This window comes from Pseudomonas sp. SBT1-2 (assembly GCF_028640875.1).
Classification (GTDB): Bacteria; Pseudomonadota; Gammaproteobacteria; order Pseudomonadales; family Pseudomonadaceae; genus Aquipseudomonas; species Aquipseudomonas chlororaphis_I.
Genome location: NZ_JAQZAA010000045.1, coordinates 39637 through 52271 on the forward strand (window position 1 = coordinate 39637; position 12635 = coordinate 52271).

Annotated in this window: 8 protein-coding genes; 4 read left to right on the top strand and 4 right to left on the bottom strand. The window is 62.6% G+C overall.

The genetic code is table 11. The features are described 5' to 3' along the window. Window positions 1-165 precede the first annotated feature (165 nt). Window positions 166-1188 carry a protease SohB gene (gene sohB, locus PVZ78_RS04405; RefSeq protein WP_016705360.1) on the top strand — a complete coding sequence of 341 codons (1023 nt, stop codon included), beginning with the start codon at window positions 166-168 and terminating at the stop codon, window positions 1186-1188. 197 nt (window positions 1189-1385) lie between these two features. Here the strand turns inward: sohB and PVZ78_RS04410 are convergent, their stop codons facing one another. After that, entirely contained in the window at window positions 1386-1880 is a 495-nt protein-coding gene (locus PVZ78_RS04410; protein WP_009049671.1) for a DUF934 domain-containing protein, read from the bottom strand. After that, window positions 1864-3522, bottom strand: a complete 1659-nt coding sequence (locus tag PVZ78_RS04415; RefSeq protein WP_009049670.1) for a nitrite/sulfite reductase — start codon at window positions 3520-3522, stop codon at window positions 1864-1866. The genes PVZ78_RS04410 and PVZ78_RS04415 overlap by 17 nt, the downstream gene beginning before the upstream one ends. A gap of 498 nt (window positions 3523-4020) precedes the next feature. Here PVZ78_RS04415 and PVZ78_RS04420 point away from each other — a divergent pair, with 498 nt between their 5' ends. Further along, window positions 4021-5118, top strand: coding sequence for an ABC transporter substrate-binding protein (locus PVZ78_RS04420; RefSeq protein ID WP_009049669.1), 1098 nt, complete (start codon window positions 4021-4023; stop codon window positions 5116-5118). 7 nt (window positions 5119-5125) lie between these two features. On the opposite strand, the gene PVZ78_RS04425 is transcribed toward PVZ78_RS04420, so the two are convergent. Together PVZ78_RS04425 and metH are read right to left on the bottom strand one after the other, a co-directional pair. Then, window positions 5126-5344: a DUF2970 domain-containing protein gene (locus PVZ78_RS04425; protein ID WP_009049668.1), complete on the bottom strand. Its 219-nt coding sequence runs from the start codon at window positions 5342-5344 to the stop codon at window positions 5126-5128. A 188-nt stretch (window positions 5345-5532) separates the two neighbouring features. Further along, complete coding sequence (gene metH, locus PVZ78_RS04430) at window positions 5533-9243, bottom strand: methionine synthase (RefSeq protein ID WP_009049667.1); 3711 nt, start codon at window positions 9241-9243, stop codon at window positions 5533-5535. Between the two features lie 156 nt (window positions 9244-9399). On the opposite strand from metH, the gene PVZ78_RS04435 reads away from it, so the two are divergent. Next, window positions 9400-11691: a fatty acid cis/trans isomerase gene (locus PVZ78_RS04435; RefSeq protein WP_009049666.1), complete on the top strand. Its 2292-nt coding sequence runs from the start codon at window positions 9400-9402 to the stop codon at window positions 11689-11691. 204 nt (window positions 11692-11895) lie between these two features. Further along, on the top strand, window positions 11896-12480 hold the full coding sequence (gene nfuA, locus PVZ78_RS04440; protein ID WP_009049665.1) for a Fe-S biogenesis protein NfuA: 585 nt from the start codon (window positions 11896-11898) through the stop codon (window positions 12478-12480). Window positions 12481-12635: the final 155 nt, after the last annotated feature.

Consider the following 12635-nt stretch of genomic DNA (forward strand, 5'->3'; position numbering starts at 1 on the left):
ATGAGGATGCCGGTGAGCTGTCAATGAAAAAACATACGCTTGTTTGAAATGCCCGTTAGAGCACGGTAACAGGAGGTTTCGCGACTGGCCGACGCCTGGCTGCGCCGGTATGCTGGAGCCATTCCGCCACGTGTTGGCAGTGATGCACGTCTTTAAGGAGTCCCTGTGGAGTTTCTCTCCGAGTACGCCAGTTTCCTGGCCAAAACCGTCACCCTGGTCATCGCCATCCTGGTGGTGCTGATCACCGCTGCCTCGCTGCGCAGCAAAGGCCGGCGCAAGGGCGCCGGGCAGTTGCATGTGAGCAAGCTCAACGATTTCTACAAAGGCCTGCGCGAGCGTCTGGAGCAGAGCCTGCTCGACAAGGACCAGCTCAAGGCGCTGCGCAAGTCCGAGGCCAAGGCCGAGAAAAAACACAAGAAGCAGCACGAGGAAAAGCCGCGGGTGTTCGTGCTGGATTTCAGCGGCGACATCAAGGCTTCGGCCACCGAGGGGCTGCGCCACGAAATCACCGCGCTGCTGAGCCTGGCCACGCCCAAGGACGAAGTGGTGCTGCGCCTGGAAAGCGCCGGTGGCATGGTGCACAGCTACGGGCTGGCTTCATCGCAACTGGCGCGGATTCGCCAGGCCGGCGTGCCGCTGACGGTGTGCATCGACAAGGTCGCGGCCAGCGGCGGCTACATGATGGCGTGTATCGGCGAGAAGATCATCAGCGCGCCGTTCGCCATCCTCGGCTCGATTGGCGTGGTGGCGCAGCTGCCGAACGTCAACCGCCTGCTGAAAAAGCACGACATTGACTTTGAAGTGCTGACCGCCGGCGAATACAAACGCACCCTGACCGTGTTTGGCGAAAACACCGAAAAGGGCCGGGAGAAATTCCAGGAAGACCTGGACGTCACCCATCAGTTGTTCAAGAACTTCGTTTCCCGTTATCGGCCGCAACTGGTCATCGACGAGGTGGCCACCGGTGAAGTTTGGCTGGGTGTCGCGGCGCAGGAGAAAAAGCTGGTCGACGAGCTGAAGACCAGTGACGAATACCTGGCCGAACGCGCCAAGAGCGCCGAGCTGTTCCACCTGCATTACGCCGAGCGCAAGAGCCTGCAGGAGCGGGTCGGGCTGGCGGCCAGCGGTTCTATCGACCGTGTGCTGCTGACCTGGTGGAGCCGCCTGACCCAGCAGCGTTTCTGGTAAGGCCGTTGCGGCCTCCTGTAGGAGCGAGCTTGCTCGCGATGGAGGTTGCAGCACCACGTTTCTCTGGAGTTCGTGTTGTCTTGAGGTTTATCGCGAGCAAGCTCGCTCCTACAGGGGCGGGCAGCGCGTTAAAGATGGCAGACACAAAAAAGCCCTGAACCGGTTTCCCGGTCCAGGGCTTTTTGTTGGCGCGGCGTTTAGCGGCGACGGAACAGCGGTAGCGGTTCGTCGGTGGCGGCCTGGTAGGTCACGGAGAAGTCCTTGAGGCTTTCCAGGGCTTCGTACGGATCCTTGTCGGCGCGCAGGGCGTAGGCGTCGAACCCGCAGCGGCGCAGGTAGAACAGCTGGTCGCGCAAGATGTCGCCGATTGCCCGCAGCTCGCCCTTGAAGCCGTAACGGTCACGCAGCAGGCGGGCGTTGGAGTAGTTGCGGCCGTCGGTGAAGGCCGGGAAGTTCAGGGCGATGACCTGGAAGTGCTGCACGTCATCGCCGATCTCTTCGGCTTCTTCATCGCTGTCCAGCCACACGCCCAGGCCGCCGTCGCGGGCCTTGAGGGCATGAGCGTGCTCGCGCCACAGGGCCAGCGGCACGATCAGGTCGTCGCAGTTGGAAATGCCGTCGAGGGTCGCGTCCTTGGGCAGCAGGTGCCAGGTTTCGTCGATGACCTCGTTGTTCTTAATTATTCGCTGCATAGACGCGCTCCTTGAAGAGGTCGATGCCGATACGTTGGTAGGTGTCGATGAAGCGCTCGTCTTCGGTACGTTGTTCCACGTACACGTCGATCAGCTTCGAGATCACGTCGGGCATGTCGTCCTGGGCGAAGGACGGGCCGAGGATCTTGCCCAGGCTGGCGTCGCGGCTGGCGCTGCCACCGAGGGAAACCTGATAGAACTCTTCACCTTTCTTGTCCACGCCGAGGATGCCGATGTGGCCCACGTGGTGGTGGCCGCAGGCGTTCATGCAGCCGGAAATGTTCAGGTCCAGCTCGCCGATGTCGAACAGGTAGTCCAGGTCGTCGAAACGGCGCTGGATGGATTCGGCGATCGGGATCGACTTGGCGTTGGCCAGGGAGCAGAAATCACCGCCCGGGCAGCAGATGATGTCGGTCAGCAGGCCGATGTTCGGCGTGGCGAAACCTTGCTCGCGCAGCTCGCCCCACAGGGTGAACAGCTGGCTCTGCTCGACGTCGGCGAGAATCACGTTCTGCTCGTGGGAGGTGCGCAGCTGGCCGAAGCTGTAGCGGTCGGCCAGGTCGGCGATGCCGTCCAGCTGCTTGTCGGTGACGTCGCCCGGGGCTACGCCGGTGGGTTTCAGCGACAGGGTCACGGCGACATAACCCGGCTTCTTGTGGGCCAGGGTGTTGCGCGTGCGCCAGCGGGCGAAGCCTGGATATTGTTTGTCGAGCTCGGCCAGTTCGGCGTCCTGGTTGACCAGTGCCTTGTAGTCCGGATCGACGAAGTGCTTGGCCACCCGATGCACTTCGGCTTCGGTCAGGGTGGTCTGGCCGCCGCGCAGGAAGGTCATTTCCGCTTCGACTTTCTCGGCGAACACCTCTGGGGTCAGGGCCTTGACCAGGATCTTGATCCGCGCCTTGTACTTGTTGTCGCGCCGGCCGTAGCGGTTGTAGACCCGCAGGATGGCGTCGAGGTAGCTCAACAGGTCCTGCCACGGCAGGAACTCGTTGATGAAGGCGCCAACCACCGGGGTCCGGCCCAGGCCGCCACCGACCAGGACCCGGAAGCCCAGCTCGCCAGCGGCGTTGTGCACCGGCTCCAGGCCGATGTCGTGGACTTCGATGGCCGCGCGGTCCGAGGTCGAACCGTTGATGGCGATCTTGAACTTGCGCGGCAGGTAGGCGAACTCAGGGTGGAAGGTGGTCCACTGACGGACGATTTCACACCAGGGGCGCGGGTCGATCAGCTCATCGGCGGCGACGCCGGCGAACTGGTCGGTGGTGACGTTGCGCAGGCAGTTGCCGCTGGTCTGGATGGCGTGCATCTGCACGGTCGCCAGCTCAGCCAGGATGTCCGGGATGTCTTCCAGCGCCGGCCAGTTGAACTGCACGTTCTGCCGGGTACTGATGTGGGCGTAGCCCTTGTCGTAGTCGCGAGCGATCCTGGCCATCATCCGTGCTTGGCGCGAAGTCAGCTGGCCATAAGGCACCGCCACCCGCAGCATCGGGGCAAAACGTTGGATATAGAGGCCATTCTGCAGGCGCAGAGGGCGGAATTCTTCTTCGCTCAGCTCGCCTGCCAGATAGCGCCGGGTCTGATCACGGAACTGCTTGACGCGGTCCTCGATGATCCGCTGATCGTACTCGTCGTATACGTACATATAGATCCTGTTCTCAGGCTTATCAGGTGACGCAGAGGCGGATGTCACCCAAGAAATTCTGCGCGCACGGCCGCGCACTCCCAACGGAGCCGGGCGAAGATACCAGTTTGCAGTTATGCGCAAAAGTGATGTTTGAGTATATGCAAAGAACCAAAACGACTAACGGTATCCGGCCGGCTCAAACCCACATTTGTGGTGAGGGCAATCCTCGACTTAACTGTGCTCGAGTCTTTGTGCAGTCACCGATAAAACCGACAAGAGGCGATGCTATGAGCAATCCAACCAAGGCAAGGAAAAGCGACAGCGCTGTCGATGCTTGGGCCATTCTCTTTCTGATCATTCTGGTCGTGGGAACGGCGGTGTTCTGGGTCAGTCATCAATAGTTGCGGTCGAGCGACGAACAGAGTCCGAATTGTCTGTGGGAAATGACGATTTGCCGACATTGGCCAGTATTTTGCCAGTTATACTGCGGGGCAATATTCCGGGACTCTGGTCGCAATGTTCAAGGCGTTTGATAAGTGTCTGCTGCTGGTGCTGCTTGTACTGAGTCCAGCGTTCTGGGCCATGGCCCATGCCACCTCGGTGGTGTTTTTGAACCCGGGCCATTCCACTGAAACCTTCTGGGTCGGTTATTCACAGTTCATGCAGGCCGCGGCCAACGACCTCGGCCTGGATCTGCGCGTGCGTTATTCGCAGCGCGATTCGCAAACCACCATCCGCCAGGCCCGGGAAGCCCTGCAGGGCCCGGACCGGCCGGATTACCTGGTGGTGGTCAACGAGCAATATGTCGCACCGGAGATCCTGCGCTTGTCCCAGGGCAGCGGGGTGAAGCTGTTCGTCGTCAATAACGCGCTGACCAGCGATCAGCAACGCTTGCTGGGCGATCGCCAGAGTCGTTATCCCGACTGGATCGGCAGCATGATCGCCAACGACGAGGAAGCTGGCTACCTGATGCTCAAGGAGCTGATCCGTCGTCACGGTCCGTTAGCCCCAGGGCAGTACATCGACCTGCTGGCGTTCTCGGGAGTGAAGAACACCCCGGTGGCGCAATCCCGTGAGCAGGGCCTGCAACGAGCGCTGGCCGAGCATCCCGAGGTGCGGCTACGGCAACTGGTGTATGGCGAGTGGAATCGCCAGCGCGCCTTTGAGCAGGCCCAGCAGTTGCTCAAGCGCTATCCGCAGACGCAATTGATCTGGTCGGCCAACGACGAGATGGCCCTGGGGGCGATGGAGGCGCTGGAACAGCAGGGGCGGCGACCGGGCAAGGAGGTGCTGTTCAGTGCCCTGAACAGCTCGCCGCAGGCCTTGCAGGCGTTGATCGACGGACGCCTGACGGCGCTGATCGCCGGGCATTTCACCCTGGGGGGCTGGGCGATGGTGGTGCTCAACGATGATGCCCGCGGGCTGAACCCTGCGGCCTATGGTGGCCCGAGCTGGCAGCTTGATGTGTTCCAGCTATTGGACAAGGTCCAGGCGCAGCGCTTGCTGGATCTACAGGGTTCGCAGCAATACGGTGTGGACTTTCGCGGGTTGTCGGCCGAGGGCAAGCCGGCCGGCTACCGTTATCCCTTCTCGCTGAATCTGTTGTTGCACTGACAGGCGTTCAAAGCCCCGCCAGGTGCACGACCAGCTTGACGATACCGAACAGGGTCAAGGCAAACACCGCAGTGAACAGAATGCCCAGGATCACGAAATGGCTGGGCTTGCCGTGGGTAAAGTCGCGCTTGCGGTTCTTGCCGCTCTGTACGCCAAAGGCGGCAGCGGCGACGCTTTGCAGCATCTGCCAAAGGGTCGGCGGCTTGTTGTTGATGGGGTCGTCCATAAATCCCTCGACACAAGTGAGTGTAGGGAAAGCATAGACAATTTTCGCGTAGCTCCTGCCCATACACCCTGTAGGAGCGAGCTTGCTCGCGATCAAAACGTCAAGACAACGCGATTCTTCAGATTCACCGCGTTATCGTTGGCGTTCATCGCGAGCAAGCTCGCTCCTACAGTGGGGGCGCGTAGCTGTTAGTTGTCGTAGCCCAGGTTCGGCGCCAGCCAGCGCTCGGTCACGGCCAGGTCCTGGCCTTTGCGCGCGCTGTAGCTGTTGACCTGGTCCTTGTCGATCTTGCCCACGGCGAAGTACTGCGCCTGCGGATGGGCGAAGTACCAGCCGCTGACCGCCGCCGCCGGGAACATGGCGAAGTGTTCGGTGAGGAAAACGCCGCTGCGCCCGGCCTTGCCTTCGGATGCCTCGGGGTCGAGCAGGGCGAACAGGGTGCTCTTCTCGGTATGGTCCGGGCAGGCCGGATAACCCGGGGCAGGGCGGATGCCGCTGTACTGCTCCTTGATCAGCGCCTCGTTGTCCAGTTGCTCGTCCTTGGCGTAGCCCCAGTAGTCTTTACGCACTTGCTGGTGCAGCCACTCGGCGCAGGCCTCGGCCAGACGGTCGGCCAGGGCCTTGACCATGATCGAGTTGTAGTCGTCGCCCTTGTCCTGATAGGCCTTGGCCACTTCTTCGGCGCCGATGCCGGCGGTGGTGATGAAACCACCGACGTAGTCGGTCACGCCGCTGTCCTTGGGCGCGACGAAGTCGGCCAGGGAGAAGTTCGGCTTGCCGTCGGTCTTGATGGTCTGCTGGCGCAGGTGGTGCAGCCTGGCCAAGGGCTGGCCGTCGTCGCCATAGACTTCCAGGTCGTCGTCCTGCACCTGGTTGGCCGGCCAGAAGCCGAACACCGCGCGGGCGCTGATCAGCTTCTCGTCGATCAGCTTGTCGAGCATTTCCCGGGCGTCCTTGTACAGCGCGGTGGCGGCTTCACCCACCACTTCGTCCTGGAGGATGCGCGGGAACTTGCCGGCCAGGTCCCAGGAGATGAAGAACGGCGTCCAGTCGATGTATTCGGCCAGGACCCGCAGGTCGATATTGTCCAACACCTTGGCGCCGGTGAAGGTCGGCACGGTCGGCTGGTAGCTGCTCCAGTCGAACTGCGGCTTCTTGGCCACGGCCGCCGGGTAGCTCAGGCGCTCGGTGCGGGCGCTGCGATTGGCGGTGCGCTCGCGGACTTCCACGTACTCTTCGCGGGTGCGTTCGACGAAACCGGCCTTGAGTTCCTTGGACAGCAGTTGGGTGGCCACGCCCACGGCGCGCGAGGCGTCGGTGACGTAGACCACCGCGTCATTGCTGTACTTGGGCTCGATCTTCACCGCCGTGTGCGCCTTGGAGGTGGTGGCGCCACCGATCATCAGCGGCAGGTGGAAGTCCTGGCGCTGCATTTCCCGGGCGACGTGGACCATCTCGTCCAGCGACGGGGTGATCAGGCCGGACAGGCCGATGATGTCGCACTTCTGTTCCTTGGCCACCTGCAGGATCTTCTCCGCCGGCACCATCACGCCGAGGTCGACGATGTCGTAGCCGTTACAGCCCAGGACCACGCCGACGATGTTCTTGCCGATGTCGTGCACGTCGCCCTTGACCGTGGCCATGAGGATCTTGCCCTTGGCTTGCGGCTTGTCGCCTTTTTCCAGCTCGATAAAGGGAATCAGGTGGGCCACCGCCTGCTTCATCACCCGGGCGGACTTCACCACCTGGGGCAGGAACATTTTGCCGGCGCCGAACAGGTCGCCGACGATGTTCATGCCGGCCATCAGCGGGCCTTCGATCACTTCGATCGGGCGGGCGAAGGACAGCCGCGACTCCTCGGTGTCTTCGACAATGTGCGTGGTGATGCCCTTGACCAGTGCGTGCTCCAGGCGCTTGTTGACGTCCCAGTTGCGCCACTCTTCGGTCTCGGCTTCCTTGACGCTGCCGTCGCCCTTGTATTTGTCGGCTATGGCGAGGAGGGCGTCGGTGCCTTCCGGGGTGCGGTTGAGGATCACGTCCTCCACGGCGTCGCGCAACTCCTGCGGGATCTGGTCGTAGATCTCCAGCTGGCCGGCGTTGACGATGCCCATGGTCAGGCCGTTGCGGATCGCATACAGCAGGAACACCGAGTGGATCGCCTCGCGCACCGGGTTGTTGCCGCGGAAGGAGAACGACACGTTGGACACCCCACCGGAACTCAGCGCATAGGGCAGCTCGTCGCGGATGTAGGCGCAGGCGTGGATGAAGTCCACCGCGTAGTTGTTGTGTTCCTCGATGCCGGTGGCCACGGCGAAGATGTTCGGGTCGAAGATGATGTCTTCCGGCGGGAAGCCGACGTCGTTGACCAGGATGTCGTAGGAGCGTTTGCAGATTTCCTTCTTGCGCGCCTCGGTGTCGGCCTGGCCGGCTTCGTCGAAGGCCATCACCACCACGGCGGCGCCGTAGCGCTTGCACAGCTTGGCGTGATGAATGAACTGCTCGACGCCTTCCTTCATGCTGATGGAGTTGACGATGCCCTTGCCCTGGATGCACTTGAGGCCGGCTTCGATCACTTCCCACTTGGAGGAGTCGATCATGATCGGCACGCGCGAGATGTCCGGCTCGCCGGCGATCAGGTTGAGGAAGGTCACCATGGCCTTCTTCGAGTCCAGCATGCCTTCGTCCATGTTGATGTCGATCACCTGGGCGCCGGCTTCGACCTGCTGCAGGGCGACTTCCAGGGCCTCGGTGTAGTTCTCTTCACGGATCAGGCGGGCGAACTTGGCGGAACCGGTGATGTTGGTCCGCTCGCCGACGTTGACGAACAACGACTGGCGGTCGATGGTGAACGGCTCCAGGCCCGACAGGCGGCAGGCCTTGGGGATGTCCGGGATCTGCCGCGGCGCATAGCCGGCGACGGCCTTGGCGATGGCCTCGATGTGCCCCGGGGTGGTGCCGCAGCAGCCGCCGACGATGTTCAGGAAGCCGCTCTGGGCGAACTCTTCGATGACCTTGGCGGTTTGCGCCGGCAGTTCGTCGTATTCGCCGAATTCGTTGGGCAGGCCGGCGTTGGGGTGCGCGGAGACGTGGGTGCTGGCCTTGTTCGACAGCTCTTCCAGGTAGGGGCGCAGTTCGCTGGCGCCGAGGGCGCAGTTCAGGCCCACCGAGATCGGCTTGGCGTGGGCCACCGAGTTCCAGAAGGCTTCGGTGGTCTGCCCGGACAGGGTGCGGCCCGAGGCGTCGGTGATGGTGCCGGAGATCATGATCGGCAGTTCCAGGCCCAGCTCTTCGAACACGCCCTGCACGGCGAAGATCGCCGCCTTGGCGTTGAGAGTGTCGAAGATGGTCTCGATCAGGATCAGGTCGGCGCCGCCCTCGATCAGGCCCTTGGTGGCCTCGGTATAGTTCTCCACCAGTTCGTCGAAGGTGACGTTGCGGTAGCCGGGGTTGTTGACGTCCGGCGACAGCGAGCAGGTGCGGCTGGTCGGGCCCAGGACGCCGGCGACGAAGCGCGGCTTGTCCGGGGTTTCCAGGGTCTTGGCATCGGCGACCTTGCGTGCCAGGCGCGCGCCTTCGACGTTGAGCTCGTAGACCAGCGCTTCCATGCCGTAGTCGGCCATGGAAATCTGCGTGGCGTTGAAGGTGTTGGTTTCGAGGATGTCGGCACCGGCATCCAGATAGGCCTTCTCGATGCCGCCGATCACGTCCGGACGGGTCAGCACCAGCAGGTCGTTGTTGCCCTTGACGTCGCTCGGCCAGTCGGCGAAGCGTTTGCCACGGTAGTCCTGCTCCTCGAGCTTGTAGCTCTGGATCATGGTGCCCATGCCGCCGTCGAGAATCAGGATGCGCTCTTTGAGGGCTTGCTGAAGGGCTTGGAGGCGCGTGCTGCGATCGGACATGAAAGACTACCTGGAAGGGCCATTACGAAGGGCGAGGATCATAGCAAACCTGTGCGCTTTTAGAGCATGCGGCGGTTTTGCATGAATATCGCTCATGTTGGTGGCGGTGCTGGCCCGGTAGAATCGCCGGATTTTCTTATGGATTGGACCAGGGATATGTCTTACCGCGTTGTCATCGGCAGTGTGCTGCTGCTTTTAAGTTCGTTCGCCAGCGCCCAGGGTCCCGCGCCAGCGATCTCCTACACCCGCGATATCCAGCCGATCTTCACCGAGAAATGCGTGGCCTGCCATGCCTGCTACGACTCGGCCTGCCAGCTCAACCTGGGCAGCGGCGAGGGCGCGGCCCGCGGCGCCTCGAAGATCCCGGTGTACGACGGCGAACGCAGCAAGGCACAGACGCCGACCCGCTTGTTCTATGACGCTTCCGGCAAGCACGCCTGGCAGGGTATGGGCTTCTACTCGGTGCTCGATGCCCAGGGCAGCCAGGCGGCGCTGATGGCGCGCATGCTCGAGCTGGGCCACAAGACGCCGTTGCAACCCAACGCCAAGCTGCCGGAGGACATTGTCCTGGGCCTGAACCGCGAGAACATGTGCGCGCAACCGGCCGAATTCGATGGTTATGCCAAGGCCCATCCGCGCGAAGGCATGCCGCTGGCGGTGACCGGTCTGACCGATCAGCAATACCAGACCCTGCAACGCTGGCTGGCCTCCGGGGCGCCGATCGACGAACAGGGCCTGGCGCCGAGCGCCAAGGAAGCGATGCAGGTGCTGCAGTGGGAAAACCTGCTCAATGCCCCGGGCGCCCGGGAAAGCCTGGTGGCCCGCTGGCTGTTCGAGCACTGGTTCCTCGCCCACATCTATTTCGAGGGCGGCGAGCCGGGGCATTTCTTCCAGTGGGTGCGCTCGCGCACGCCGAGTGGCCAGCCGATCGACCTGATCAACACCCGCCGACCCAACGACGACCCGGGCACCCAGGTGTATTACCGCCTGTGGCCGGTGCAAGGGGTGATCGTGCACAAGACCCACATCACCTACCCGCTGAGCGCGGCGAAGATGGCGCGGGTCAAGACCCTGTTCTACAGCGGCGATTATCAGGTCAGCGCGCTGCCGGGTTATGGCCCGGGCCGCCGCGCCAACCCGTTCGAGACCTTCGAGGCGATTCCGGCCAAGGCCCGCTACCAGTTCATGCTGGATAACGCCGAGTACTTCGTGCGCACCTTTATCCGCGGCCCGGTGTGCCGCGGGCAGATCGCCACCGATGTGATCCGCGACAACTTCTGGGCGCTGTTCCAGGCCCCGGAACACGACCTCTACATCACCGACCCGGCCTACCGCGGCCAGGCCACGCCGCTGCTGGCCATGCCTGGGCAGAACGATGACGTCGGCAGCGTGCTGAGCCTGTGGCTGGCCTATCGCGACAAACGCAACGAATACGAGATCCTGCGCCGCGACTCCTACGCCAATGCCCCGGCGCCGAGCTGGTCGACCCTGTGGGCGGGCAACGACAACGCGCTGCTGAGCATCTTCCGTCACTTCGACAGCGCCTCGGTGACCAAGGGCCTGATCGGCGAGGTGCCGCAGACCATGTGGCTGTTCGACTACCCGCTGCTGGAGCGCACCTACTACCAGCTGGCGGTCAACTTCGACGTGTTCGGCAATGTCTCGCACCAGGCGCAGACCCGGCTGTACTTCGACCTGATCCGCAACGGCGCCGAGCAGAACTTCCTGCGCCTGATGCCCGCCGGCACCCGCGAGGACTTCCTCGACGATTGGTACCAGAACAGCGGCAAATTCAAGATGTGGCTGGACTACGAGTCCATCGACGACGACAAGGCCAGTGCCCTGGTCCTGGACGAGAAGGACCCGAAACGCGACTTCGCCAATCAGTTGCTGAGTCGTTACGGCGACCTCAATGCGCGGCCCGATCCGATCAACCGCTGCGACGGCGCCTACTGCTCCCGGCCGAACATCGACCCGGCGCTGCAGAATGCCGAACAGGCCCTCAGCGGCCTGGTTTCGCGGCCGGCGGCCGGCATGCGGGTCATCGACCTGTTGCCGGAGGCCACCATGCTGCGCATCCAGGCGCCGAGCGGCAAGCGGGTGTTCTACAGCATGCTGCGCAACCGTGCCCACAGTAACGTGGCGTTCCTGCTGGGCGAGTCGCTGCGCTACCAGCCGGGCCTGGACACCCTGACCATCTACCCGGGCGTGCTCAGCAGCTACCCGAACTTCATGTTCAATATTCCTGCCGAGCAAGTGCCGGCGTTCGTCGCCGAGATGGAAAACGCCAAGGACGCCCATCGTTTCGAGAAAATCGTCGAGCGCTGGGGGATCCGTCGCAGCCATCCGCAGTTCTGGCAGTACTTCCATGACCAGACCCAATACATCCTGGAAACCGATCCGAAAGAGGCGGGCGTACTGGACATGAACCGCTACGAGAACCTCTGACGGCGCCAAACCCTTGAAATTCCGGGCCGGAGCCCTCAGGTTCCGGCCCGGCCCATCCCGCAAGAGCCTTGCAAAAAAATCCCAGGCGTTGCGTTGACCACGCAGCGCGGGCCTATCGACCAAGGTCTATCCCGACAAAAATACTAGGACTTTGTCCGGCACGCCGATTGGCGTAAACTGCGCCCACGCCTGCGAGGAATTTCCATGACCGCTATTACCATTACCGACGCCGCCCACGATTATCTGGCTGATCTGCTCTCCAAGCAGAACACCCCGGGCATTGGCATCCGCATCTTTATCACCCAGCCAGGGACTCAGTACGCCGAGACCTGCATCGCCTATTGCAAGCCGGGTGAAGAAAAACCCGAAGACAAAGCCCTGGGGCTGAAGAGCTTCACCGCCTACATCGACGCCTTCAGCGAAGGTTTCCTCGATGACGCGGTCGTCGACTACGCCACCGACCGCATGGGCGGCCAGCTGACCATCAAGGCGCCCAACGCCAAGGTACCGATGGTCAACGCCGACAGCCCGATCAACGAGCGCATCAACTACTACCTGCAAACCGAGATCAACCCGGGGCTGGCCAGCCACGGCGGCCAGGTCAGCCTGATCGATGTGGTCGAGGACGGCATCGCCGTGCTGCAGTTCGGTGGTGGTTGCCAAGGCTGCGGCCAGGCCGACGTGACCTTGAAGGAAGGCATCGAGCGCACCCTGCTCGAGCGCATTCCCGAGCTCAAGGGTGTACGTGACGTCACCGACCACACGCAGAAAGAAAACGCCTACTACTAAGGCGTTCGCTGCGAACAAAAAAACGGCGCCCCGTGAGCGCCGTTTTTTTATGCCCGGATGTATGTGGCCCCAGTTGCTCCGCGGCGCCTGGATCGCGGGCAAGCTTCGCTCCTACAGAGGAATGCGCATGCTTTTGTAGGAGCGAGCTTGCTCGC

Coding starts and splice junctions, on each gene's coding strand:
- PVZ78_RS04410 (WP_009049671.1), bottom strand. CDS start 1,880: ATGCAGCGAATAATTAAGAACAACGAGGTCATCGACGAAACCTGGCAC.
- metH (WP_009049667.1), bottom strand. CDS start 9,243: ATGTCCGATCGCAGCACGCGCCTCCAAGCCCTTCAGCAAGCCCTCAAA.
- nfuA (WP_009049665.1), top strand. CDS start 11,896: ATGACCGCTATTACCATTACCGACGCCGCCCACGATTATCTGGCTGAT.
- PVZ78_RS04435 (WP_009049666.1), top strand. CDS start 9,400: ATGTCTTACCGCGTTGTCATCGGCAGTGTGCTGCTGCTTTTAAGTTCG.
- PVZ78_RS04420 (WP_009049669.1), top strand. CDS start 4,021: ATGTTCAAGGCGTTTGATAAGTGTCTGCTGCTGGTGCTGCTTGTACTG.
- PVZ78_RS04425 (WP_009049668.1), bottom strand. CDS start 5,344: ATGGACGACCCCATCAACAACAAGCCGCCGACCCTTTGGCAGATGCTG.
- PVZ78_RS04415 (WP_009049670.1), bottom strand. CDS start 3,522: ATGTACGTATACGACGAGTACGATCAGCGGATCATCGAGGACCGCGTC.